We start from the raw sequence: 23,599 nt of genomic DNA, 5'->3' as shown, positions 1-23,599 counted from the left end.
CACGCGCTGAGCCCGCAGAGACCGACGAGCCAGAGGAGACCGCCGTGCTGACACTCCTCGCTGTGTTCGCCCTCGCGTCTCTGCTGCTGCCGCTGCTCGTCTCCTGGATCGGCGCACGCGCATTCGCCGTCGCGGCGCTCATTCCGGCGGCCGCTTTCGTGCACCTCGTGGTGCTCACGCCGCAGGTGCTGGCCGGATCCGCGGATTCCGCCCTCGTGCCGCGGGAGTCGATCGATTGGATCCCGCAGCTCGGCCTGTCGCTCTCCTTCCGGCTCGACGAACTGAGCTGGCTGCTCGCCCTCATCGTCACCGGGGTCGGCGCGCTCGTGCTGCTCTACTGCCGGTGGTACTTCCGCGGATCCAAAGAGGGCATCGGCCAGTTCGCCGCGGTGCTGCTGGCCTTCGCCGGCGCGATGTACGGCCTGGTGACCACCGACGATCTCGTGCTGCTGGTCATGTTCTGGGAGCTGACCAGCATCCTTTCCTACCTGCTGATCGGGCATTATCACCGCCGCGGCGCCAGCCGTCGTGCCGCGCTGCAGGCTCTGCTGGTGACCACGCTCGGCGGGCTGGCGATGTTCATCGGCGTGGTGTTCCTTGCGGTGGACGCCGGAACCTCGAGCATGTCGCGGATCCTGGAGATCGCGCCGACCGGTCCGCTGGTCGACGCCGCGATCGTGCTGCTGCTGGTCGGCGCGCTCAGCAAGTCCGCGATCTTCCCGTTCCACTTCTGGCTGCCCGGCGCGATGGCGGCGCCGACGCCGGTGAGCGCCTACCTGCACGCCGCAGCCATGGTGAAGGCGGGCATCTACCTCATCGCGCGGTTCGCCCCGGTGTTCGCGCTGTCCGGCCCGTGGCGTCCGATCACGATTTCGCTGGGCGTGTTCACGATGCTGCTCGGCGGCGTGCAGGCGCTGCGCGAGACCGACCTCAAGCGCATCCTCGCGTTCGGAACGGTGAGCCAACTCGGCTTCTTCACCGTCGTGCTGGGCTACGGCACGCCGGACGCGATGCTGGCAGGGCTCGCCCTCGTGATCAGCCACGCCCTGTTCAAATCTTCGCTGTTCCTCATCGTCGGCGTCATCGATCGCCAGCTCTCCACCCGCGATGTCAATGAGATCAGCGGCGTCGGGCGCCAGGCTCCGCTGCTCGCGATCTCGGGCTTCCTCGCGGTCGGATCCATGATGGGGATCCCGCCGACCATCGGATTCGCCGCGAAGGAGTCCACGCTCGCGTCGCTCTTCGACGAGGCCCAGCGCGGATCCCCGTGGGGAATCGTCGCGCTCGTCGGTGTGATCCTGGGATCCATACTCACCGCGGCATACGGTGCGAGGTTCCTCTGGGGCGCGTTCTGGCGGAAGAAGGATGCCGCGGGCGCATATATGCCAGACACGGAATGGCCGCCGCCGCCGTTCGGCTTCCTGGTGTCGCCGGTGATCCTGGCCTTCGGCACGCTCGTGCTCGGCCCGTTCGCCTCGGCCGTCACCGTGGTGCTCTACGGTTACGCGGACGATGCGAAAGCGCCCGGTTACGACGGCTCCGCCCTGGATCCCGGGTACCTCGCGCTCTGGCACGGTCTGGCACCTGCCCTGTTCCTGTCGCTCGGGGCGGTGCTGCTCGGTCTTGCGCTGTTCCCGCTCACGCGTCGCCTCGGCTGGGACCGTCGCCCGAGACTGCTGCCGTTCACCGCTCAGGACGCGTACTACCTGGCGATGCGCAGCGTCGACCGGCTCTCCGTGGTCACCACGTCGTTCACTCAGCGCGGCTCGCTGCCGGTCTACGTCGGCACGATCTTCGTGGTCGTGATCGCCGCGGAGACCACCGCGCTCATCGCAGGCGGCCCTGCGAACGCCCAGCTGAGCGCCTGGCACACGCCGGTGCAGCTCGTGGTCGCGCCGATCATGATCTTCGCGGGCCTGCTCGCGATCCGGGCGCAGAAGCGCTACACCGGCGTCGTGCTGGTCTCCGTCACCGGTCTCGGCATGGTCGTGCTGTTCGGCACGAGCGGCGCCCCCGACCTCGCGCTCACGCAGATCCTCGTCGAGACCGTGACGCTCGTCACGTTCGCGCTGGTGCTGCGCCGGCTGCCGGCGCGGATGGGGGAGCACAACGCCTCGGTCGGCAGGGTGCCGCGCGCGATCCTCGGCATCGCCGCGGGCGTGATGATCGCGCTCGTGGCGATCGTCGCGACCGGATCCCGGGTCGCCGAGCCGATCTCCGAAGCGTTCCCGAAGCTCGCCTACGAACTGGGTCACGGGAAGAACGTCGTGAACGTGGCGCTGGTCGACCTGCGCGGCTGGGACACGATGGGGGAGCTTTCGGTGCTCGTGCTCGCGGCCACCGGCGTCGCCTCCCTGGTGTTCGTCACGCACCGTGCCGATCGGCTCTCCGCCACGAGAGCGCTGCCGGAAGGCCCGCGGCGGGCGCGCCGTCGACCGCTCGTCGAGACGACCCAGGGTGTACGCGTGCAGACGGCCGGCGATACGGCGCCGCGAGCCTGGCTCGTCGCCGGCGGCAACGTCAAGCCGGAGAACCGCTCGATCCTGCTCGAGGTGATCGTGCGGATCCTGTTCCACACGATCATCGTGGTGTCGATCTACCTGCTCTTCGCGGGGCACAACGCCCCCGGCGGCGGCTTCGCGGGCGGTCTCGTCGCGGGCATGGCCATGGTCATGCGCTACATCGCGGGCGGGCGCTGGGAGCTCGGCGCCGCCGCCCCCACCGACGCGGGACGCCTGCTCGGCGCGGGGCTCATCCTCGCCGTCGGTGCGGCCGTGGTGCCGCTGTTCTTCGGGCTCGCGCCGCTCTCCAGCGCTGTGTGGGAGGCCGAGATCCCCGGGGTAGGGCACATCGAGTTCGTGAGCTCGACCTTCTTCGACATCGGTGTCTACCTCGTCGTCATCGGACTCGTGCTCGATGTGCTGCGCAGCCTCGGCGCCGAGGTCGACCGGCAGACGCTCGAGATGCGCGCGCGGGGGGTGGACATCTGATGGACGTCTCCCTCGTGCTGATCATCGTCATGGCGGTGCTCTTCGGCTGCGGCGTGTACGCGATGCTCGAGCGCAGCCTGACCCGCGTGCTGATCGGTTTCCTGCTGCTCGGCAACGCCGTGAACCTGCTGCTGCTGATCGTGATGGGCCGGCCGGGACGCGCGCCGTTCTACGGCACCGACGGTGACATGAGCGACCCGCTGCCGCAGGCGCTCACCCTCACGGCGATCGTGATCACGTTCGCCGTCTCCGCGTTCCTGCTCGCGCTCATCTACCGCTCCTGGCAGCTGGGCAAGGCCGACACGGTCGAGGACGACGAGACCGACATCGCCCTGCGCGAACGCACGGAGATCGAGGAAGACCTCATGGACGACGAGGTCGATCTCGAGGACGAGGACGCGACCACCGACTTCGTGGGCGTGGCGACCTCTCCGATCCGCGTGCTGCACGCGAAGGATCTGGACGGGCTCGTCGACGACGCCCCCGTCGACCGGCCGGATCCTGCTCCGGAGCCAGGGCCCGGAGCGACCGAGACAGACGGTGACCGCAACCCGGGGGAGGAGCCGCGATGAACGCCCTCGTCCCGCTGCTCGTCGCCCTCCCGCTGCTCGGCGCCGCGATCACGCTCGTGTTCGGACGCAACACGCGTGTGCAGGTCATCGTCACGGTCGCCACGCTCGCCACGGTCTCGGTGATCGCCGCGACCCTGCTCGTCGTGGTGGACCAGACGAAGCCGATCGCCGTGATGGTGGGAGGCTGGCCCGCGCCGTTCGGCATCGTGTTGTACGTCGATCGGCTCGCGGCCCTGCTCGTGCTCATCTCGAGCATCGTGCTGGTCGCGGTCCTGCTCTTCTCGGTGGGCCAGGGGGCGGCGGACGGGGCCGAAGAGACCCCGATCTCGATCTTCAACCCGTCCTACCTGATCCTGGCCGCGGGCATCTTCAACGCGTTCATCGCGGGCGACCTGTTCAACCTCTACGTCGGCTTCGAGATCCTGCTGGTCGCGTCCTACGTGCTCATCACCCTGGGGAGCACCGAGTCGCGGATCCGCACCGGCGCGGTCTACATCGTCGTGTCACTCGTGTCGTCTGTGCTGTTCCTCGTCGCGATCGCGCTCATCTACGCGGCGCTCGGCACCGTGAACATGGCGCAGATCGCAGAGCGGATCGGCGAGATCCCGCCCAGCACGCAGCTCGTGCTGCATCTCATGCTCGTGGTGGCATTCGGCATCAAGGCGGCCGTGTTCCCGATGTCGTTCTGGCTGCCGGATTCGTATCCGACCGCCCCCGCGCCCGTCACCGCGGTGTTCGCCGGCCTGCTGACGAAGGTCGGCGTGTACGCGCTGATCCGCACCGAGACGCAACTGTTCAACGTGTCGAGCATCAACACGGTGCTCATGATCGTGGCGCTCGCGACGATGCTTATCGGCATCCTGGGCGCGGTCGCGCAGGCGGAGCTGAAGAGGATCCTGTCCTTCACTCTGGTGAGCCATGTCGGCTACATGGTGTTCGGACTGGCGATCGCGACGCCGGCCGCGATCGGCGCCACGGTGTACTACATCGTGCACCACATCATCGTGCAGACGACCCTGTTCCTCGCGGTGGGGCTCGTCGAGCGCCGGGCGGGCAGCACCTCGATCCTCAAGGTGCGCGGACTCATGAAGGCCGCGCCGCTCATCGCCGTGCTGTACTTCGTGCCGGCGATCAACCTCGGCGGGCTGCCGCCGTTCTCGGGCTTCATCGGCAAGTTCGCGCTGTTCCAAGCGGCGGCGCAGGTGGCCACTCCGCTCATCTGGGTGCTCATCGTCGGCGGCGTGCTCACCTCCCTGCTCACGCTGTACGCCCTCATGCGCGCATGGAACCTGGCGTTCTGGCGAAGCAAGGACGAGACGCCCGAGGAGCAGGAGAACGAGCGCATCGCCCATCTCGGCAGCGCGCCCGCCGCCGACGAGCAGCAGGAGCGGCGCCGGATCCCGACCATCATGACCCTCGCGACCGGAGGCATGGTCGCGGTCACCCTTGCCCTGACCGTGTTCGCCGGCCCCATCTACGGGCTCTGCGAGCGGATCGGCGCGAACCTGCTGCAGCCCGTGCACCTCGACACTCTCGACGGCGACGAGGCCTCCTCATGAGCTCCGACGTGAAGCGCGGGCTCTTGCGTGAGATCGGCGTGCAACTGCCGTTCCTGCTCTGGCTCGTCGTGCTGTGGATGCTGCTCTGGGGCCAGTTCACCGTGCTCTCGGCCGTGACCGGCATCGCGGTGGCGCTGTTCGTGACCCGCGTGTTCCGGCTGCCCACGATCGAGCTCTCCGGGCGGATCAACCTGTTCTGGGCGGCGCTGCTGGTGGTGCAGTTCCTGGCCGCCGTCGTGCACGGCTCGCTCAGCGTCGCCGTGCAGGTGCTGAACCCCCGGCGTGCGCCGGGGGCCGCGATCATCGCCGTGCCGCTGCGCTATGCCGACGATCTCGTGATGACCCACGTCGCTGTGACGTCGTCGCTCATCCCCGGATCCCTCGTGGTCGAGGCCGAGCGCGACACGCGCACCCTGTACCTGCACGTGATCGGCGTGCGCTCGCTCGAGGACGTGGAGCGCCAGCGCGCCGGTGTGCTGCGCTGGGAGCGTCGCATCGTGCGCGCACTCGGCTCGCCGGCTCAGGCGGCGCGACTGCGCGCCGACGAGCGCGCCGAGGAGGACCGTCTCGGGGGTACGGTGGCCGGGAGCTCGCCGAAGCCGCATCGGCCGAAGGGATCCGGTCCGTCGACCGGATCCGGTCCGGCCCAGGGATCCGGTCCGGCCCAGGGATCCGAGGAGGGTCGCCGATGAACCCGCTGCTGCTCGTCATCATGATCGTGTTCGCGGTCGCCGCTGTGCTGGCTGTGATCCGCATCGTCATCGGGCCTTCGATCCTGGACCGGGCGGTGGCCGCCGACGTGCTCCTCACCGAGGTCATGTGCGTGCTCGGCGCTGATATGGCGATCAACCACCACACCCGCACGCTGTCGGTGCTGATCGTCGTCGCCGCGGTCGGCGTGTTCGGATCCATCTCGGTCGCCCGCTACGTCGCGCGAAGGGACAACACCCCGTCATGAACGCCGTCATCCTGGACCAGGCCTGCGCCCACCCGACCCGCAGGGACGGGGGAGAGCGATGAACGTCTTCGAGCTGAGGATCCCCGATGTCGTCGTCGATACCGCCGTCTGGGTGCTCGTGCTGATCGGCGCGCTGCTGTGCCTCATCGCCGCGATCGGCCTGCTGCGCCTGCGCGATGTGCCGAACCGGCTGCATGCCGCGACCAAGCCGCAGGTCCTCGGACTGCTGCTCATCTGCCTGGCGATCGCGCTCTCGCAACGCTCCGTGATCGGCGTCGTGCTGGGGCTGCTGCTGGTGACGCCCGTCGTGCTCATGCAGTTCGCGACCGCGCCGTTGTCCGCGCACATGGTCGGCCGCCAGGCTTACCGCAACGGCACGATCGACGAGCGCTCGCTCGTTGTCGACGAGCTCGCCGACTCGAAGCGCACTCCGCCCGGCGCGGGCTGAGCCGCCCGAGAAGAGGGAAGCATGTTCGAGAACGAGCGGCGAGATGCGGTGCGAGCCCTCGCCGCTGGTTCCGCCCGGGAGGAGCGACGGCCGTGAGCGAACCGACTTTCGCGGAAGTTCTGGATCGAGCCATCCTGGCGCGAGGAATCCCGCTGGCCAGACTGAGCGAGATGCTGACATCGCTCGGGGATCCGGTCAGCGTCGCCTCGCTGAGTCACTGGCGAAGAGGGCAGCGCATACCGAGAGGCAGTCTCTCCCTGGATGTGATCCGCCGCCTTGAAGACATCCTCTGGCTCGAAGCCGGCTCCTTGGTCTCTCGGATCCCGCCCCAGCGCACTCCTGGACCCGACGGGCGACGACTGTTCGACGAGATACTGAACGAGCGCGGTTCCCGTTCCAATGCGGCCGGGCTCGCGGCACTGCTGGGCCACGACGTGAAAGACACCGTCGTGACAGGTGCTCATCACACCTATGACATCGGACCAGAACGGAAGGCTTTGCGCTGCCGTTGCCAGATCTTCCTTGAAGCCCGCGTCGACGGCGCCAAGGCCTGGCTCCTCGCGCTCCAGTTCGAGTCTCGTCCACTCGATCAACCCGCGGTCACGCCGGTCGCCGGCGCCCGCCTCGGCGGCCTCGCCTACGACGAGCAGCACTTCACATTCGGCGCGGAGCTGCTGTTCCCCCGCTCTCTCCGGCGTGGAGAGACGACAGTGATCGAGTTCATCGTCGAGGGTCTCGGCGAGGCCGAGCCGATGACTGAGGCGGGGCACGTCCTCTCCAAGCGCATCAATGAGGCGTCGCTCTGGATCCGTTTCGACGAGAAGGCTCTCCCTAACCGATGCCGCGAGATCGTCGACACCCGGGAGCAGCAGACAAAGACCCCCACGCGGCTTGAGGACAGGTCCCTGCACCGGATCGTCCGTGGTTTCGGCCCTGGACGGTTCGGGTTCGAGTGGAGCTGGCCCCGATGACGTGCACGCCCTCGAGCTCGCCGGCGTGCGGTCTGCATCTCCGGCATTCCCGAAATGCCGTGAACACGCCCGCTCTACGCTCCTAGTGACCCGCCGGGAACCCGGCAGATCGTTACAAGGAGCAGCCTCAAGATGAATGACATCAAGTCCTCGCGCCCCGTGTCCCGACGGACCGTGACCAAGACCGTGGCTTGGAGCATTCCCGTCATCGCCGCAGCAGTCGCGGCCCCGTCCTACGCCGCGAGTAGGAAGACGTTCACGCAGACGGTCTCTGGAAGCGGTGCGGTCAAGGGCACCCTGACGTTCGTCCTGCCCGGAAATGCCACCGACATCTCCTACACGGTGATCGGCGCCGGTGGATCCCAGGGGACCGATACCTCCGTCGGATCAGGCGCCGTGGTGACCGGACAGTTGACGCTTCCCCCGGGGTCGGCCGCTGTGACGGTCCAGCTCGTCGCCGGAGGTTCGGGGAACTTCTCCACCGGCGGGGACGGATACGGCCCCGGCGGCAACCCCGCCGCGCCGCCCACGAGCAGCGCGAGTCTGCAGAAGATCCAGCCCGGTCTCGGCGGCAGCGGCGGAAGCGCCCTGATCGTCAACGGTGAGCCTGCTGCGATCGCGGGCGGGGGCGGCAGTGCAGGCGGCTACGCGTTCGTCGTCTCACCCAACAACACCTTCCCCGTGCCGAGCGGTGGTGAGGGCGGAAGCGCCTCCACGGCCGGCCAAGACGGAACGCTGGACTACGGCAACGGTCAGTACGTCATCGTCGGACGTGCCGGTGGCGGTGCCACGAACACCACCCCCGGCGCAGGTGGCGCGGGTGCGAGCAACGTCCCCGGTGCAACCGCCAACAACGGCGGCACCGGCGGTGCGGGAAGCCTCAACGGAGCCGCAGGCGGAGCATCCAACACGAACTCGCAAACCACGACCGACGCCAACGGAACCAGCATCTTCGTGTGGGCCTCAAGCGGAGGCGGAGGCGGTGGCTACGCCGGAGGCGGTGCGGGTGGCGCCACCGCAGCACGCAGCGCATCCAACTCTCCAGCGGTCGTCATGGCAGTGGTCGGTGGCGGTGGTGGCGGGAGCAATTACACCGCGGCCAACGCCGGAGGAGCAGTGAACACCATCACCTCCACAGGACTGGCCGGCAACAGCGGCGCGCAACCGGCGTTCGGCTCGCCGGGATCCGTCACCATCACCTACACGGCCTGAACCCGGTCGATCGTTCGTCACCCCAGGCATTCGCCGAGGACCCGGTCAGCGCCCCGAGGCGGCTCGACCGGATGAGTGACGGACGGATCCGCACGAGCGCTTCACCTGCTGTTTCCCCGCTCGCGGTACCCTGAGCGCGCACGCGCCCCGGCGTGACAGCAGCTCGAACGGAGCCCGATGCAAGACATCCTCGACCGCGCCGCGCTCGCCGCGACACCGCGCACGCTGATCGACATCCTCGTCGAGACCGCGCGCCGGTACCCGGAGGCCTCCGCCATCGAGGACGCGGCGGGCGCACTCAGCTACGGCGAGCTTTTGGCCCAGGTCTGGCGCACGGCAGCGCGGCTGCGCGAGCACGGGGTCATGCGCGGTGACAGGGTCGGCATCAGGATGCCGTCGGGTGGGCGCGAGCTCTACCTCGCGATCCTCGGCACGCTCGCGGCGGGCGCGGCGTACGTCCCGGTCGACGCGGACGACCCGCAGGAGCGGGCCGACCTGGTCTTCGGCGAGGCGAAAGTACGCGGCGTGATCGGCGCCGGAGGGGTGTTTCGGGGCGCAGGCCTGCCGTTTGGGGCGCACCCTGCCGCCGAATCCGGGCGGGGCACGCCCCAAACGGACGGAACGCGCCCCGAAGCGACAGTGGGGGCAGTGACGACGGAGGGGGAGGTCCCCGGATCCGGGTTGTTCGACGGAGAGGATCCGCACCCGAGCTCGGTCTCGATCACGACCGTGCCGCATCCGATGCCGTTGGACGACGCCTGGATCATCTTCACCTCCGGTTCGACCGGGGTGCCCAAGGGCGTCGCCGTGACGCACCGCTCCGCGGCGGCGTTCGTCGACGCCGAGGCGAACCTCTTCCTGCAGGACGCGCCGCTCGGCCCCGGCGACAGGGTGCTGGCCGGGCTCTCCGTCGCGTTCGACGCTTCGTGCGAGGAGATGTGGCTGGCCTGGCGCTATGGCGCGTGCCTCGTGCCGGCGCCGCGCGCGCTCGTGCGCTCGGGGGAGGACCTCGGGCCCTGGCTGCTCGGGCACGGGATCACCGCGGTGTCGACCGTGCCGACGCTCGCCGCACTCTGGCCGCAGGACGCGATCGAGAACCTACGCCTGCTCATCTTCGGCGGCGAGGCGCTGCCGCCCGAGCTCGCCGCTCGGCTGGTCGGCGAGGACCGCGAGGTCTGGAACACGTACGGACCCACCGAGGCCACAGTCGTCGCGTGCGCGGCCATCATGGACGGCGAGGCGCTGCGGGCCGGGGAGCCGGTGCGGATCGGCCTGCCCCTGGACGGCTGGGAGCTCGCGGTCGTCGACGCCGAGGGCAACCGCGTCGCCGAGGGCGAGGCGGGCGAGCTCGTGATCGGCGGCGTCGGGCTGGCGCGGTACCTGGATCCGGCCAAGGACGCGGAGAAGTACGCGCCGATGCCGTCCCTGGGTTGGGACCGCGCTTACCGCTCCGGCGATCTCGTGCGCTACGAGGAGGCGGGCCTCGTGTTCCAGGGCCGCGCCGACGACCAGGTCAAGATCGGCGGCCGGCGCATCGAGCTCGGCGAGGTCGAGGCCGCGCTGCAGAACCTCACCGCGGTCACGGCGGCGACCGTCGTGGTGCAGCGCAGCGAGGCCGGGATCCCGCTGCTCGTCGGCTACGTGGTGCCGACCGCGGGCTTCGACCGGCAGGCCGCGCGTGCGGAGCTCTCCGAGACGCTCCCGGCGCCCCTCATCCCGCTGCTGGCGATCATGGACGACCTGCCCGTGCGCACCTCGGGCAAGGTCGACAAGGCGGCGCTGCCGTGGCCGCTGACGGATCCGGACGCCGACGACTCCACCCTGACCGGCACCGCCGCCTGGCTCGCGGAGCAGTGGTTCGCCGTGCTCGGCACGCGGCCCCTCGACGAGGATGCGGACTTCTTCCAGCTCGGCGGTGGATCCCTCGCGGCCGCGCAGCTCGTGAGCCGGATCCGGGCCCGCGCCCCCGAGTTCACGATGGCCGACGTGTACGACCTTCCTCGCCTGCGGCGGATGGCCGACGCCGTCGAGGCCGAGGCGGGCGACGACGACTTGGAGCCCGGCGACTTCCACGAGTCTCGGCCGACGCCCCGGCGCATGCAGTGGATCCAGACCATCCTCGGGGTGCCGCTGTTCGTGCTGGGCGGCATCAGGTGGGTGCTGTGGCTGCTCACCGGCAGCGCGATCCTGCACCTCGTGCCGGGTTTCGACTGGCTGCCGACCGCGCCGCTGTGGCTGCTGATCGTGGGGCTCGTGGTGTTCGCGACGCCGTTCGGACGCATGGCCATCGCCGCGGTCGCCGCACGGGTGCTGCTCGCCGGGGTGCGCGCAGGAGACCACCCCCGTGGCGGCGGGGTGCACCTTCGGCTATGGCTCGCGGAGCAGGTGAGCCAGCAGATCGACCCGGTCGGCTTCGCGGGAGCACCGTGGGTGAGCTACTACGCGAGGGCGCTCGGGGCGAAGATCGGCCCCGACGTCGACCTGCACTCGCTGCCGCCCGTGACCGGCATGCTCGACATCGGGGCCGGCGCCGCGATCGAGCCCGAGGTCGACCTCTCCGGATACTGGATCGACGGCGACACCGTGCGTGTCGGCGGAATACGCATCGGTGCGGGCGCGGTCGTCGGCGCGCGCAGCACGCTCGCGCCCGGGACCCGGATCGGACGGGCCGCCGAGGTGGCTCCCGGATCCGCTGTTTTCGGACGCGTCCGCGCGGGGCAGCGCTGGGCCGGATCGCCCGCGGTGCGCGTCGGCGGCAAGTCCGCTCCGCTCGCGCCGGAGCGCCCGCCGGCTCCGCGGCGCTGGCTGTGGGCATATGCCGCATCAAGCATGGGTCTCGGGCTGCTGCCCGTGCTCGCCTTCGCCGTCGGCGCCCTCGTCCTCGTGCAGGGCGCGCGCGGCGCGGCCTCGCTCGTCGCCGCGATCCCGGGCCTGGCGATCTGGCTCGTGCCGTCCGTGCTCGTCACAGGGCTCGTTTTCGCCGTGCTCGTCGTGGCGGCGACCCGGCTGCTGTCGATCGGGCTGCACGATGGGATCCACCCCGTCCGGGGGCGGATCGCGTGGCAGGCGTGGACCACCGAGCGCCTGCTCGACTCCGCCCGCACGCTGCTCTTCCCGCTGTACGCGAGCCTGTTCACGCCCACCTGGCTGCGCCTTCTCGGGGCGAAGGTGGGCAAGGAGGTGGAGATCTCCACGGTACTGCTGATCCCCTCGATGACGACGATCGACGACGGCGCGTTCCTCGCCGACGACACGATGGTCGCGTCCTACGAGCTCGGCGGAGGGTGGATGCGCCTGGCCGGGGCGCGCATCGGCAAGCGCGCGTTCCTCGGCAACTCCGGAATGGCGGGCGCCGGGCACAAGGTGCCCAAGGACGGCCTCGTCGCGGTGCTCTCCGCGGCGCCGGACAAGGCGAAGGCCGGATCCTCCTGGCTCGGATCCCCGCCGGTGCGTCTGCGCCGGGTGGTGAACGAGTCGGATCTCGAGCGCACCTACCGCCCGCGCACGGCGCTGCGGGTCGCCCGCGGCCTGTGGGAGCTGTGCCGCATCGTGCCGGTCATCCTCTCCTGCGCGCTCGGTCTGGCCGTGCTCCTGAGTCTCGCCGCGCTGGCCACGAGTACGGGGCTGGTGTGGACGGTGGTGCTCTCCGGGTTCGTGCTCCTCATCGCGGGCGCCGTCGCGGCAGGGTTCGCGACGGCGGCGAAGTGGGCGTTCGTCGGGCCGATCCGTCCGGGGGAGCACCCCCTGTGGTCGAGCTTCGTGTGGCGCACAGAGGTCGCCGACACCTTCACCGAGATGATGGCGGCCCCGTGGTTCGCCAACGCGGCGGCGGGCACGCCCGCGCTCGCCGTGTGGCTGCGCTCCCTGGGCGCGACGATCGGCAAGGGCGTCTGGACCGACAGCTATTGGCTGCCGGAGCCGGACTTGGTCACGCTCGGGGACGGTGCGACGGTCAACCGTGGCTGCGTGGTGCAGACGCACCTCTTCCACGACCGTGTGATGAGCATCGACACCGTCACCCTCGAGGCCGGTGCGACCCTCGGCCCGCACAGCGTGATCCTGCCCGCCGCGACGATCGGATCCGATGCGACGGTCGGTCCCGCCTCGCTCGTCATGCGGGGCGAGAGCGTGCCGGTGGGCAGTCGCTGGAGCGGCAACCCGATCGGCCCTTGGCGCGTGGTGAAGGTTCGCAACTACCAGGCGGCCCTTCGAGAGCCTCAGGGACCGGAGTGAGCGCCAGGACTCCCGGCGAGTGCGCGTCGAATGCGCCGGGATCTGTGAGCATGGAATCGTGAGCCCCGACGACTACACCCCGCATTCCGGAGATCGCCGCTACCGCGTCGAGCACTACGACCTGACGATCGACTACCGGCTCGGCACGAACCGGCTGGACGGCGTCGCCGTGGTGCGCGGGCGTGCCGTCGAGGCGACCAAGGCGATCTCGCTGGATCTCGCGGGGCTCCGCGTGACCAAGGTGCGCGGCGACCTCGGCGGGCGCACCGGGTTCACGCAGACCGACCGCAAGGTCAAGGTCGCGCTCGGCCGGGAGCTCGCGGCGGGGGATCCGTTCGAACTCACGATCTCCTATGGCGGAGCCCCGCGTCCGCGGCGGACCCGCTGGGGCACGCTCGGCTGGGAGGAACTGGAGGATGGCGCGATCGTCGCCTCGCAGCCCATCGGCGCGCCGTCGTGGTTCCCGTGCAACGACCACCCCTCCGACAGGGCGACTTACCGGCTCTCGATCACGACGGACCCCGGGTACGCGGTCGCGGCGGCCGAACCGCTGTCAACAACGACCAAGGCGGGCCGCACGACCTGGGTCTTCGAGCGCGCGATGCCGACGCCCAGCTACCTCGCGACCGTGCAGATCGGGAAATATGTCTCCCGGGGCATGGATCTCGCAGGCGTCGAGGGGCAGGTGCTGCATCCCGCGGGACTCACCGCGCGGGTGGACGCGGACCTGGCTCCGCTGCCGCAGATGATGGCTGTATTCGCCGAGGTGTTCGGACCGTATCCGCTGCCGTCGTACCGGGTCGTGGTGACGGCCGACGACCTGGAGATCCCGCTCGAGGCGCAGGGCATGGGCGTGTTCGGCGCGAACCACATCGACGGGCGGGGCAGCCTCGAGCGCCTCATCGCGCACGAGCTCGCGCATCAGTGGTTCGGCAACAGCGTGGGCGTCGCGCACTGGCGCGACATCTGGCTGAACGAGGGCTTCGCCTGTTATGCCGAGTGGATCTGGTCCGAGCGCAGCGGCGGGCACGGCGCGCATGCGAAGGCGCTCGGGCACTGGGCCGCACTCGCGGCAGAGCCGCAGGACCTCGTGCTCTCGGATCCCGGTCCTGAGCTCATGTTCGACGACCGGGTCTACAAGCGCGGCGCACTCGCCCTGCACGCGCTGCGGCTGACGGTGGGCGACGATGCGTTCTTCCGGATCCTGCGGACCTGGACCTCGCGCCACGCGGGCGCCACGGCTACGACCGCCGAGTTCCGCACGCTCGCCGCCGAAGTCGCCGGCCGTCGGCTGGAGGCGTTCTTCGACGCCTGGCTCGACGCCGAGGCGCTTCCGCCGCTGCCGGAGGCGGCCGGCGCGGCCGTCGAGCCGGCTCCGGTGACGCAGGCGTTGAACGTCGTCCCGCGAGCCGCGGAGGGGATCCGATGACCGAGGAGAAGCCGATGCCGGGGATGCTCGACGCCACCGCCCGCAGAGCCGCGCTGACCGAGGTCCGTGCTCGACTCGAACCAGAACTCGGCACCGCTGCAGCCAAGCGTGTCCGCGCGTTCGAGGACGGCACGCTCTACGTCGACTCGACCATGTCCGGGGCACTCGGAGCCTGGCTGATCGACAGCATCCTGATGTACGCCGTCGCGGTCGTCGCGGCGATCCTCTACGGCACCAGCTCGGCCGACCCGGACCGCCCGATCGGCGCGGTCGTCATCGGGCTCGCGCTGGTGGTCGTGCTGCCGTTCGTCTACGGCTGGGCGTTCCGCGACGGGCGGGGGCTGGGCGGACTGCTGACCGGCACCCAGGTGGTGCGGATGAGGGACGGGAGCCCGGTCGGACTCGCGAAGGCCGGGTGGGCGATGCTGATACGCACCGTCTTCCTGCCGTTCCTGTTCTGGGCGGCGATCGATGGGGTCGGCCAGGTCAGGGTGAGCATCGACCGGGCCGCGACCGCGCAGCTGCGCCGGACCGGCATCACCCGCCTGCCCTGACTCCGCGTGATCACGGCGACCGGTGTCCGGGTCGCTCGGGCGTCAGCCCCGCGCCGGAGGGTCCTCCCGTCCGATTCGCGCGAGCGAACGGTCGAAGACCGTGAGGAGGAGGAACACCGCCGCGATCCCGACCACGACCCAGCCCAGGACGTGCAGTCCTTCTGTGGTCGCCCGCGCGCCGTAGACATTGCCGTAGATCACGGCTGACACGATCGCGCCCAGGTAGAAGAAGGTGCGCAGCAGGCCGGCCGAGGAGGCGATGCGCGCGGGCTCGGCCTGGTAGTACAGCGAGTTCTGGATCGCGAGGTTGTTGAGGCCCTGCGGGATGCCGAGCACGAGCATGGCCAGCACGAGGAACCAGATCGGCGACGAGCCCGTCATGAACAGCACGAGAATCCCGGCGACGAGCTGCGCGGCGGATCCGAACAGGAGCTTGCCGACCACCTCGGGCCGGCGTCCGAACGCCAGCGCGACCGCGATGCCGGCGGCGAACACCGGGAGCAGCACGAGGCCGGCGACGGTCGGGGTGAGGCCGCGGCCGTCCTCGAGCCACTGCGTGAAGCCGTAGACGAACGTGTACGAGATGGTCGCGGTCAGCAGGGAGCGCACATAACTGAGCAGCAGCGGCCGGTTGCCGGAGAGCACACGCACGTCGATGAAGGGATCGGGGATCCGGTGCTCCCGCCAGACGAAGGCCGTCCCGGCCGCGAGGGCGACGATGAGCAGCCACACCAGGGTCGGTGCGATGTTCTGCAGGAAGACGAGCAGGGCGAGCATCGTGACGGCGAAGAGGAGGATCCCGATCCCGTCGATCCGCGGCCGGTCCGCCGCCGCGGGCTCGAGCCCCGTCCGGCGGGGGAGGAACAGCGCCCCGAGCAGCAGCGTGGCGAGTCCGAGCGGCACGTTCACGGCGAAGGTGGCGCGCCAGCCCCAGGCGCCGACGAGTACGCCGCCGAGCGCGGGCGCGATCACGGCGATGGTCTGGGTCGTGACGCTCAGCAGTGTGAGGATCCCGGCCGGCGATGCGAGGCCGGTGCGGTCGCCCTCCGCGCGGATCATGTGCATCGCCGCCGGATAGCCCGCGCAGGTGCCGAGGCCGAGGATGACCCGCGCCGCCACGAGCCACCAGATGCTGTCGCGGTTCTCCGGCGCGAGCAGCCCGATCGCGCCGGCGGCCGTCACGAGCACCGCGCCGAGCAGGAAGAGCGAGCGCACGCCGAAGATGTCCACGAGGCGGCCGACCAGGGGCTGTCCGATCGCGGTGGCCAGGTAGAGGCTCGACACGAGCCACACCGTGTCGCGGGCCGGGGCGCCGAGGGCCAGGCCGATCGGGGTGAGCGCCACGGCGATGATGGCCGTGTTGATCGGATTGAGGATCGAACCCACCATCATCGGGGCGAGCAGCCGCCGATCGAAGCGGCCGGCGGGCGCGGGGCCGCCGATCGGCGCCGAGGGGATCCGGATCACGGCAGCATCCGCTCCAGGAGTCCCGTCGCGGTGGAGATCGCGCGCAGCTCGTCCTCGTCGAGTGCGTCCAGGGCATGCTCGAGCCAGGTCGCAGCCGCGTCCCGCTGGCCCTCGATCCTGGCGCGTCCTGCATCGGTGAGCTCGATGATCTGTCGGCGCCCGTCTCCCGGGTCGGGGCTGCGGGTGACGAGCCCGAGCGACTCGATCGCGTCGACGGTCGCGGCCATGGATTGCGGTCGCACCCGTTCCGCCGTCGCGAGGGCGCTGACGGTCGACACTCCGCCCTTGCCGAGCCGGGCCAGGGCGGACGCCTGCGACGGCGTGATGGTCTCATCCGCGCCGGCCTCGCGGAACTGGCGGAGCAGCCGTGCGACCACCGTACGGAGATCGAGGGCGGTCTGCCGCGCACTCACAGCGGATGCATCGGCCACGGGCGGGGTCTCGGACATATAGACAGTCTAGACTGCACAGTTGTACCTGTCTAATAGACGAAAGGCGTGGCGATGACCACTGCACTCCTGCTCATGGACTTCCAGAACGGCATCGCCGGTCGCTACGCCGAGGGCGGCTCCGATGTGATCACGCACGCGCAGCGCGCGCTCGCCGCCGCCCGCGCTGCCGGGATCCCCGTCGTCTTCGTCCGCGTCGCGTTCCGTGAGGGCTTTCCCGAGGTGGCCTCGCGCAACAAGTCCTTCGGCGCGATCAGGCAGTCGCCCCTGGCGCCGCACATGGGGGAGGACGCGGAGGGCACGCGGATCGTCGCCGACCTCGCGCCCCTTCCGGGGGAGCCCGTGGTCGTCAAGCGGCGGATCGGCGCGTTCGCCTCCGACCTCGACGTGGTGCTGCGCGGGCTGGACGCGACCGATCTCGTGCTCGCCGGCGTCTCCACGAGCGGGGTCGTGCTGAGCACGGTCCGCCACGCCGCGGACCAGGACTTCGGGCTCACGGTTCTCGCGGATGCGTGCGCGGATCAGGATCCCGAGGTGCACAGGGTCCTGCTCGAGAAGGTGTTCCCGCGCCAGGCCGACGTGGTCACGGTCGACGCGTGGGCGTCGAGTCTGAACCAGGACGCCGCAACGCGAGCGTGACGACCGTGCCGGGTGCGGCGGCGACGGGGAGGATCCGGAACTCGCCGCCGTCCGGCATCGCCGCGCGGCCGTCGGGGGAGAGGCGCACCGCGTCCGGAGGGACCAGCAGGCCGCGCCCGTCGGCCTTGAGCGCCGCCTCGATCGCGGTCCAGCCGCGCAGGTCCGGGGGATCCGCCGGGGCGAACAGGAGCGAGAGATCGGGCGCCGTTCGGTCGAGCTCGACGTCGACGCCGATCGCGTCCGCCTCCTCCTGCCGAGCGACGGCGACGACGACCCAGGGATCCGCATACGCGGCGCTCGCCAGCAGCGGTGCGTACGGCAGCAACGGTCGCCCGTGCGGCCCGCCGCAGACCGGGCAGCGCTGCTCGATCCGCAGGTCCGCCCCCGGGGCGAGTGCGGAGGCCAGCGCCCTGATGAGGGCACGGCCGGTCTCCCGTCGTTCGTCGGACTCCGTGCGTGCCCACGCGATCCGCACGCCCTCGACCGTCGCCCCTTGCACGATCCCAGCGTAGAGCGGCCATGACGCCGTCCGCCCCGCCCGGCGTCCCGCGCGACTGTCCGCGCGGCCCGGCGTCCCGCGGCTGGGCGACCCCCATCTCCGAGTCGTCCCCGTCAGCGCACGCCAGAGGCTCCGCTCGCGGGACGACTCGGATGGGAGGCGCCGCTCTCGTTCGGTGCTGCCCCGACTCTTCGAGTCGTCCCCGTCATCGCACGCCAGAGGCTCCGCTCACAGGGACGACTCGTCCCGCGCGGGCTCGTCTCCACGCCCTAGGATCGAACCCTATGACTTCGGATCCGGCGGACACGCAGACGATGCGCCGCCCCGGTCCGATCGGCCGCATCATCGGTTCGCTCGACGACCCGGTTCTGCGCGCCCTGGTCACCGCGACGACGGTCGCGCGGATCGGGCGGGGCGTGTTCCTCTCGATCACGGTGCTCTACTTCATCCGCATCGTCGGACTCGACGGCGGTCAGGCCGCGATCGTCCTGGCCGCCGCGAGCGGGAGCAGCATCCTCGCCTCCTTCCTCGGCGGGTGGCTCGCCGACCGATGGAGTGCGCGACGGCTGTCCTTCGTGTTCGAGGTCGCGGCCGGGCTCCTCCTCGTCGCCTATGCCTTCGTCGGCACGTTCACGACCGCGATCGTCCTCGCTGTCGCGAGCGGCTTCCTTGACGCCCTGGCGCAGTCGTCCCGCTCGGCCGTGATCGCGCGCGGCTTCACCGGCGAGAACCGCGTGCACGCCCGCGCTGTGCTGCGCACCGTGACGAACCTCTCGATCGCGGCCGGATCCGGAATCGCCGCGATCGCGCTGGCGATCGGGACCCCCGTCGCGTACCGCACCGTCATCGTGATCGCCGGAGCGATCTGCGCGGTCGGTGCGATCCCGCTGCTGCGGTTGCCCTCGTCCGTCGATGCCGCCCCGCGGGTGGCCGAGACGATCACGACCGAGACCGGATCCGTGAACACCGCCGCGACGGCCGCCGCCGAAAGGGAGCTGCGGCGCGATTGGCGCGCGCGCTCGCCCTGGCGCGATCCGCGTTATCTGCTGCTCACCCTGTTCTCCGCCGCATTCGGCATGCAGTTCGGCGTCGCCGAGGTGGGCGTGCCGCTGTGGATCACTCACGCCACGACCGCGCCCGACGCCACGGTGTCGGTGCTGCTCATCGCGAACACCGTGCTGGTGGTGCTCTTCCAGGTGCGGTTCTCTCGGAACACGCACGACCTGCGCGTCGCGGGCAAGGTCTCGCTGATCGCGGGCGTGCTCATGGCAGGGGCCTGTCTCGTCTACGCCTCGGCCGCCGGCCTGCCCGTCGTGGCGGCGATCGCCGTGCTGCTGATCGCGCTCATCGCGCACACCTTCGCCGAGATCCTGTCCCAGGCCGGTGGATGGGGGCTGAGCTTCGAGCTGGCCGATCCCGTGCGCGCGGGCGCTTACCAGGGCGTGTTCGGGATGACGTTCTCGATCGGATCGCTCGTCGCGCCGCTCCTCGTGAACGCGACGGCGATTGCCCTGGGCTTCGCGGGCTGGGCGATCCTCGCCGTGGTGTTCCTCGGATCCGCCCTGGGGATAGCCACGATCGCGTTCCGCGCGGCGCGGCAGCAACAGCAGCAGGTCTGACCCCTCTATCTCCGAGTCGTCCCCGCCAGCGCACGCCATGGGCTCCGCTGACGGCGACGAGGCGGAGGGGAGGCGCCGCTCTGGTTCGGTGCTGACCCCTCTATCTCCGAGTCGTCCCCGCCAGCGCACGCCATGGGCTCCGCTGACGGGGACGACTCGGAGGTGTGCGAGTGCGCGAGTGCGTCAGGTGCGGGAGAGGAAGTCCGCGATGCGGGCCGCGGCCGGGCCGGCGTCGCGGATCATCGTCTCGTGCCCGCATCCGGGGATCTCCGCCAGCTCCGCGTGCGGAATCGCCTCGGCGACGGCCCGAGTCCAGATCGACGGGCAGACCGGATCCCGCGAACCGCGCAGCACGAGCGCGGGCGCGGTGATCTGCGGATAGAGGTCCTCGGGGCGGTGCGCGACCGTGGCCCGGATCTTGCGGACGAGCTGCGGACCGGCGCGGAGGTACTCGCGCACGCCGCGGAGCACCACACGCGGGTCGATCGAGGCGGTGTCGTGCAGGAACCGCAGCGCCTGACGCGCCACGCGCCGGGCGCCGGCATCGACGGTGGGCGCCGCGAGCACGACGGCGCGGACTCTGTCCGGGTGGCGGACGGCGAGCTCTGCCGCGACCTGGCTCCCCATCGAGTGCCCGACGACCGTGACCGCGGGCAGGCGCTCGGCGGTCAGGTGCGCCGCGACCAGATCGGCATGCTCGGGCATGGTGAGCGGCACATCGGGCTCCGGCGCGGCGCCGAAACCCGGCAGGTCCACGGCCACGACGGTGCCGTCGAGCCGCCGCGCCAGTTCGACGAAGACGCTGCGCCCCATGCCGAGCCCGTGCAGGAGCAGGAACACCTCGGAGCCGGATCCGACGCGCTCCGCGATCAGGGTCGCGGATCCGACGGTGAACGCCCTGACGTTTCCGCCGAGGGCCGGGGTCAGGTCGGGATCGTTCACTGCACCACTCCATCACATCCGGCGACGGGCAGCGCCCTCGCCCCCCTGTGGCTCCCCTACTATCCGCGTCGTCCCCGTCAGCGCACGCCAGAGGCTCCGCTGGCGGGGACGACTCGGAGAGCGGCGGTCAACTCACAGGGGCTTCAGCACGAGAGTGTCCACCGTGGCGGCGTCGACCGACTTCCGGGAGAACGGCCAGGGGGACTGCAGGCCCTTCGACCAGTTCTCGGTCTGGTCTGCATAGTGCGGACTGAAGGCGTGTCCGCTCGCTCCCGTGAGATGGTTCCACGTGGAAGCGTCGAAGTCGGAGAGGTCGACCACCATCCGCATCGACGGCACCGTTGTCGTCGCGTAGGATCCCCCGAGCGTCCAGCCGGTGGCATCCACGAGCGAGGATCCGCCGCCGACCGGATACGGCCCGCGGTTGAACAGCCACTCGATCGGCGCGATGCCGCTCTTGCCGAGCGTCTGGTGGGTGAGCGTGATCGCGTGCAGGTCACCCCAGTTCCACCGGTTGGGGTCTGATCCCTGCGCCTTCACGAGCTCGTCGTACGCCTGCTTCGCCGACAGCGTCAGCATGTCGTCCCGGCCGGTGACGCCGATCTTCTCGTTGGTCCACAGCGGGTCCGCCGGGTTCTCGAGCATGGATCCCACGACCGTGAACAGACGACCCTGCCCGTCCATCGGGAGCGGGTGCTCGCGGTTCGCGAACAGGTTCAGCGCCAGGTGCTGCCAGAGCACGTTCGCATAGGCCGCGGCGGGGGAGTCAGCGGTGGACTGCGCGTCCCAGGTCTTGAGCAGCTCGACGGCCTTGCGGACGCCGGCGTCCTTCGAGGGCGGGAGCTCCTGCATCTCGGCAGCGAGCTGTTTGCCGATCCAGCTCTGCTGGTCGAACTGGATGTCGCGCATGTCCTGCGCCGTGAGCGGATGCTGCTTCGCAGTGCGTTCGATGAGCTCGGCGATCCGCGCCGCGCGATAGCCGTAGTCCCAGTCCTTGGAGAGGAAGTACGGATAGCTGTCCGGGACGATCGCGTTGTTCGCGGTGACGATGTAGCCCTCGTCGGGGTTGTAGGAGACGGGGAGCTTGTCGAAGGGGATGTATCCGGTCCAGTCGGAGGCGCTCGTCCAGCCCGGCTGCGGGAAGTAGCCGTTGCCCGCGCCGCGGATCGGCAGGCGGCCCGGCGTCTGGTAGCCGATGTTGCCCTTCTGGTCGGCGTAGATCAGGTTCTGCGCGGGGACATCGAACAGCGATGCCGCATGCCGGAAGCCGGCGAAGTCCTTCGCCGTGTTCATCGCGAAGATGGCCGTCGAGGTAGTGCCGGGATCCAATGCCGTCCAGCGCAGGCTCACGGCGTACTGACCGGGGAGAGCGTCCGCGGCGGAGCCGGGGGCGACGCCCGTCTCACCGCCCGGTGAGCCCGCATCGGCCGAACCCACGATCGGGGCCTTCGCGAGCGCCGTGAAGTCGTCGGTGAGACCGGACACGATCGGCCCGTGCGCGGTCGAGCGGATCGTGAGCGTGATGTCGTCGTCGCCGGCGACCTTGATCGTCTCGGTACGCGTCTGCAGCGGCACGCGCACGCCGTCGCGCCAGTACGCGTCGCCGTCGATCTTCTCGATGTACAGGTCGGTCACGTCGGTGGTGAGGTTCGTGAAGCCCCAGGCGATGTCGGCGTTGTGGCCGATCACGATGCTGGGCAGACCCGAGAACGAGTACCCGCCCACGTCGAACGGGCAGGCGGCGCTCACCGTGCGGCAGCGCAGCTGCATCTGGTACCAGACCGAAGGGAGCGCCGCGCCCAGGTGCGGGTCGTTCGCGAGCAGCGGCTTGCCGCTCGCGGTGAGGGACCCCGAGACCACCCAGGAGTTGGATCCGATCCCCTCGCCCGGATCGCCGAGCAGCCTCTGCACGGCCTCCAGGGTGCTGCCGGCGGTCGTCCAGCGCACCGATGCCGGAGCGTTCGCCGTCGCGGAGGTGCTCGACGTAGGCGCGACCGTCGGCGCAGCGCTCGGCGTCGAGCCGGGTGCGGGTGCGCTCCCCGTCGGAGCTGCGTCGGAGGCGGTCGCGTCCGGCGCGCTCGCCGCGCCGCTTCCGACCTGCTCCATGGGGGTGATCGTCGGCACGATCACGGGGTGCTGGTCGAACGGGTACGCCGGGTAGATCTCGTTCATGGTGGAGGCGTCGACGGTGGGAGCGAGCAGCGCGCGCGTCGTCTCGTCCTCGATGTTGCCGCGCAGATCCCAGGCCATCGCCTTGAGCCACGCGACGGAGTCGGCCGGCGTCCACGGCTCGATTGTGTAGTCGGGGTTGTTCATGCCGACCACGGCATACTCGAACGAGGCCTCGGCGCCCTTGTGGTCGGCGAGGTAGGCGTTCACGCCTTCGGCGTAGGCCTCGTAGTAGCCGCGGGTGGCTGGATCCATCGCCGCGACCTCCTTCTCGGCGATGCCGTGCCAGTCCAGCGTGCGCAGGAACTCGTCGGTGGCGACCTGGGAGGATCCGAAGAGCTCGGCGACCCTGCCGCTCGTCACGTGCCGACGGAAGTCCATCTCCCAGAACCGGTCCTGGGCATGCACGAAGCCCTGCGCGAAGAACAGGTCATGGCTGTTGTCGGCGGTGACCGTCGGGATCCCGCGGTCGTCGCGCTGGATCGTCACCTGCGCCTGCAGCCCCTTGAGCGCGAGGTCTCCGGAAGTCTGCGGGAACGAGCGCTGCACGGCCCACACCAGGAACAGGGCGGCGGCCGTGGCGAGGACGATGATCGCCGCGATCACGCCGAAGGCGACCCGGCCGATGATCCGCCCGGTGCGGCGCCGGGGCTTGGCGGCGGGTGCGGTTGACGACATCGCTGCTCCTTCGAGTGACACGGAGTCTCACGGTCGGGAGGATCGGGTCGCAGCACCGCGAGACGTCCTCGCATCCTAGCCGGGTGCGTCGCCCTCCGGGCCCGGCTACCGCGTGGCCTGGCTACCCCGTGGCCCGGCCGCCTCGCCCGGCCACAATGACCGCGAGACCGAACCTGCGTCCCGAGACCGACGATCCCATGCGCGGTCTCGG

General features: G+C 70.5%; 18 protein-coding genes. 13 read left to right on the top strand and 5 right to left on the bottom strand.

Annotated features, from left to right (window positions below; translation table 11 throughout):
• The first annotated feature begins 44 nt into the window (after positions 1-44).
• The 11 genes from AC1DG4_RS00445 (at position 45) to AC1DG4_RS00395 (ending at position 14,926) form a co-directional block, all read left to right on the top strand.
• A complete protein-coding gene (locus tag AC1DG4_RS00445) occupies positions 45-2,990 on the top strand; it encodes a Na+/H+ antiporter subunit A (protein WP_477377951.1) in 2,946 nt (981 codons plus the stop codon).
• Entirely contained in the window at positions 2,990-3,562 is a 573-nt protein-coding gene (locus AC1DG4_RS00440) for a Na(+)/H(+) antiporter subunit C (RefSeq protein ID WP_477377953.1), read from the top strand. Before AC1DG4_RS00445 ends, AC1DG4_RS00440 begins: the two co-directional genes overlap by 1 nt.
• Positions 3,559-5,121: a Na+/H+ antiporter subunit D gene (locus tag AC1DG4_RS00435; protein ID WP_477377955.1), complete on the top strand. Its 1,563-nt coding sequence runs from the start codon at positions 3,559-3,561 to the stop codon at positions 5,119-5,121. Before AC1DG4_RS00440 ends, AC1DG4_RS00435 begins: the two co-directional genes overlap by 4 nt.
• Positions 5,118-5,813 carry a Na+/H+ antiporter subunit E gene (locus AC1DG4_RS00430; protein WP_477377956.1) on the top strand — a complete coding sequence of 232 codons (696 nt, stop codon included), beginning with the start codon at positions 5,118-5,120 and terminating at the stop codon, positions 5,811-5,813. The genes AC1DG4_RS00435 and AC1DG4_RS00430 overlap by 4 nt, the downstream gene beginning before the upstream one ends.
• The gene (locus AC1DG4_RS00425; protein ID WP_477377958.1) at positions 5,810-6,079 is read left to right on the top strand and encodes an MrpF/PhaF family protein; all 270 of its coding nucleotides are present in this window, start codon (positions 5,810-5,812) and stop codon (positions 6,077-6,079) included. The genes AC1DG4_RS00430 and AC1DG4_RS00425 overlap by 4 nt, the downstream gene beginning before the upstream one ends.
• 58 nt (positions 6,080-6,137) lie before the next feature.
• Positions 6,138-6,527: a monovalent cation/H(+) antiporter subunit G gene (gene mnhG, locus AC1DG4_RS00420; protein WP_375904639.1), complete on the top strand. Its 390-nt coding sequence runs from the start codon at positions 6,138-6,140 to the stop codon at positions 6,525-6,527.
• Between the two features lie 92 nt (positions 6,528-6,619).
• Positions 6,620-7,498: a hypothetical protein gene (locus AC1DG4_RS00415; protein WP_477377960.1), complete on the top strand. Its 879-nt coding sequence runs from the start codon at positions 6,620-6,622 to the stop codon at positions 7,496-7,498.
• Between the two features lie 132 nt (positions 7,499-7,630).
• Positions 7,631-8,710, top strand: a complete 1,080-nt coding sequence (locus tag AC1DG4_RS00410; protein WP_477377961.1) for a hypothetical protein — start codon at positions 7,631-7,633, stop codon at positions 8,708-8,710.
• A 177-nt stretch (positions 8,711-8,887) separates the two neighbouring features.
• Positions 8,888-12,943, top strand: coding sequence for a Pls/PosA family non-ribosomal peptide synthetase (locus AC1DG4_RS00405; protein WP_477420398.1), 4,056 nt, complete (start codon positions 8,888-8,890; stop codon positions 12,941-12,943).
• 58 nt (positions 12,944-13,001) lie between these two features.
• Positions 13,002-14,372, top strand: a complete 1,371-nt coding sequence (locus tag AC1DG4_RS00400) for a M1 family metallopeptidase (RefSeq protein ID WP_477377964.1) — start codon at positions 13,002-13,004, stop codon at positions 14,370-14,372.
• A complete protein-coding gene (locus AC1DG4_RS00395) occupies positions 14,369-14,926 on the top strand; it encodes an RDD family protein (protein WP_477377966.1) in 558 nt (185 codons plus the stop codon). The genes AC1DG4_RS00400 and AC1DG4_RS00395 overlap by 4 nt, the downstream gene beginning before the upstream one ends.
• Positions 14,927-14,968: 42 nt before the next feature.
• Here AC1DG4_RS00395 and AC1DG4_RS00390 read toward each other — a convergent pair whose 3' ends face one another.
• A complete protein-coding gene (locus tag AC1DG4_RS00390; RefSeq protein WP_477377968.1) occupies positions 14,969-16,393 on the bottom strand; it encodes an MFS transporter in 1,425 nt (474 codons plus the stop codon).
• Positions 16,390-16,842: a MarR family winged helix-turn-helix transcriptional regulator gene (locus AC1DG4_RS00385; RefSeq protein WP_477377970.1), complete on the bottom strand. Its 453-nt coding sequence runs from the start codon at positions 16,840-16,842 to the stop codon at positions 16,390-16,392. The genes AC1DG4_RS00390 and AC1DG4_RS00385 overlap by 4 nt, the downstream gene beginning before the upstream one ends.
• 54 nt (positions 16,843-16,896) lie before the next feature.
• Between AC1DG4_RS00385 and AC1DG4_RS00380 the strand changes: the two genes are divergently transcribed.
• Positions 16,897-17,481 (top strand): cysteine hydrolase family protein, encoded by a 585-nt coding sequence (locus AC1DG4_RS00380; RefSeq protein WP_477377972.1) that lies wholly within the window; start codon positions 16,897-16,899, stop codon positions 17,479-17,481.
• Here the strand turns inward: AC1DG4_RS00380 and AC1DG4_RS00375 are convergent.
• Positions 17,426-17,980, bottom strand: coding sequence for a 4'-phosphopantetheinyl transferase family protein (locus AC1DG4_RS00375; RefSeq protein ID WP_477377974.1), 555 nt, complete (start codon positions 17,978-17,980; stop codon positions 17,426-17,428). The two genes, AC1DG4_RS00380 and AC1DG4_RS00375, sit on opposite strands and share 56 nt — an antisense overlap.
• 284 nt (positions 17,981-18,264) lie before the next feature.
• Between AC1DG4_RS00375 and AC1DG4_RS00370 the strand changes: the two genes are divergently transcribed.
• The gene (locus AC1DG4_RS00370) at positions 18,265-19,599 is read left to right on the top strand and encodes an MFS transporter (protein ID WP_477377976.1); all 1,335 of its coding nucleotides are present in this window, start codon (positions 18,265-18,267) and stop codon (positions 19,597-19,599) included.
• A 183-nt stretch (positions 19,600-19,782) separates the two neighbouring features.
• Here AC1DG4_RS00370 and AC1DG4_RS00365 read toward each other — a convergent pair whose 3' ends face one another.
• Together AC1DG4_RS00365 and AC1DG4_RS00360 are read right to left on the bottom strand one after the other, a co-directional pair.
• Positions 19,783-20,541: an alpha/beta fold hydrolase gene (locus AC1DG4_RS00365; RefSeq protein ID WP_477377978.1), complete on the bottom strand. Its 759-nt coding sequence runs from the start codon at positions 20,539-20,541 to the stop codon at positions 19,783-19,785.
• Positions 20,542-20,673: 132 nt separating this feature from the next.
• Positions 20,674-23,388 (bottom strand): penicillin acylase family protein, encoded by a 2,715-nt coding sequence (locus AC1DG4_RS00360; RefSeq protein ID WP_477420400.1) that lies wholly within the window; start codon positions 23,386-23,388, stop codon positions 20,674-20,676.
• Positions 23,389-23,599: the final 211 nt, after the last annotated feature.

It is taken from the genome of Microbacterium sp. 05N427 (assembly GCF_056397105.1).
This window is presented reverse-complemented; position numbering and strand designations above follow the sequence as displayed.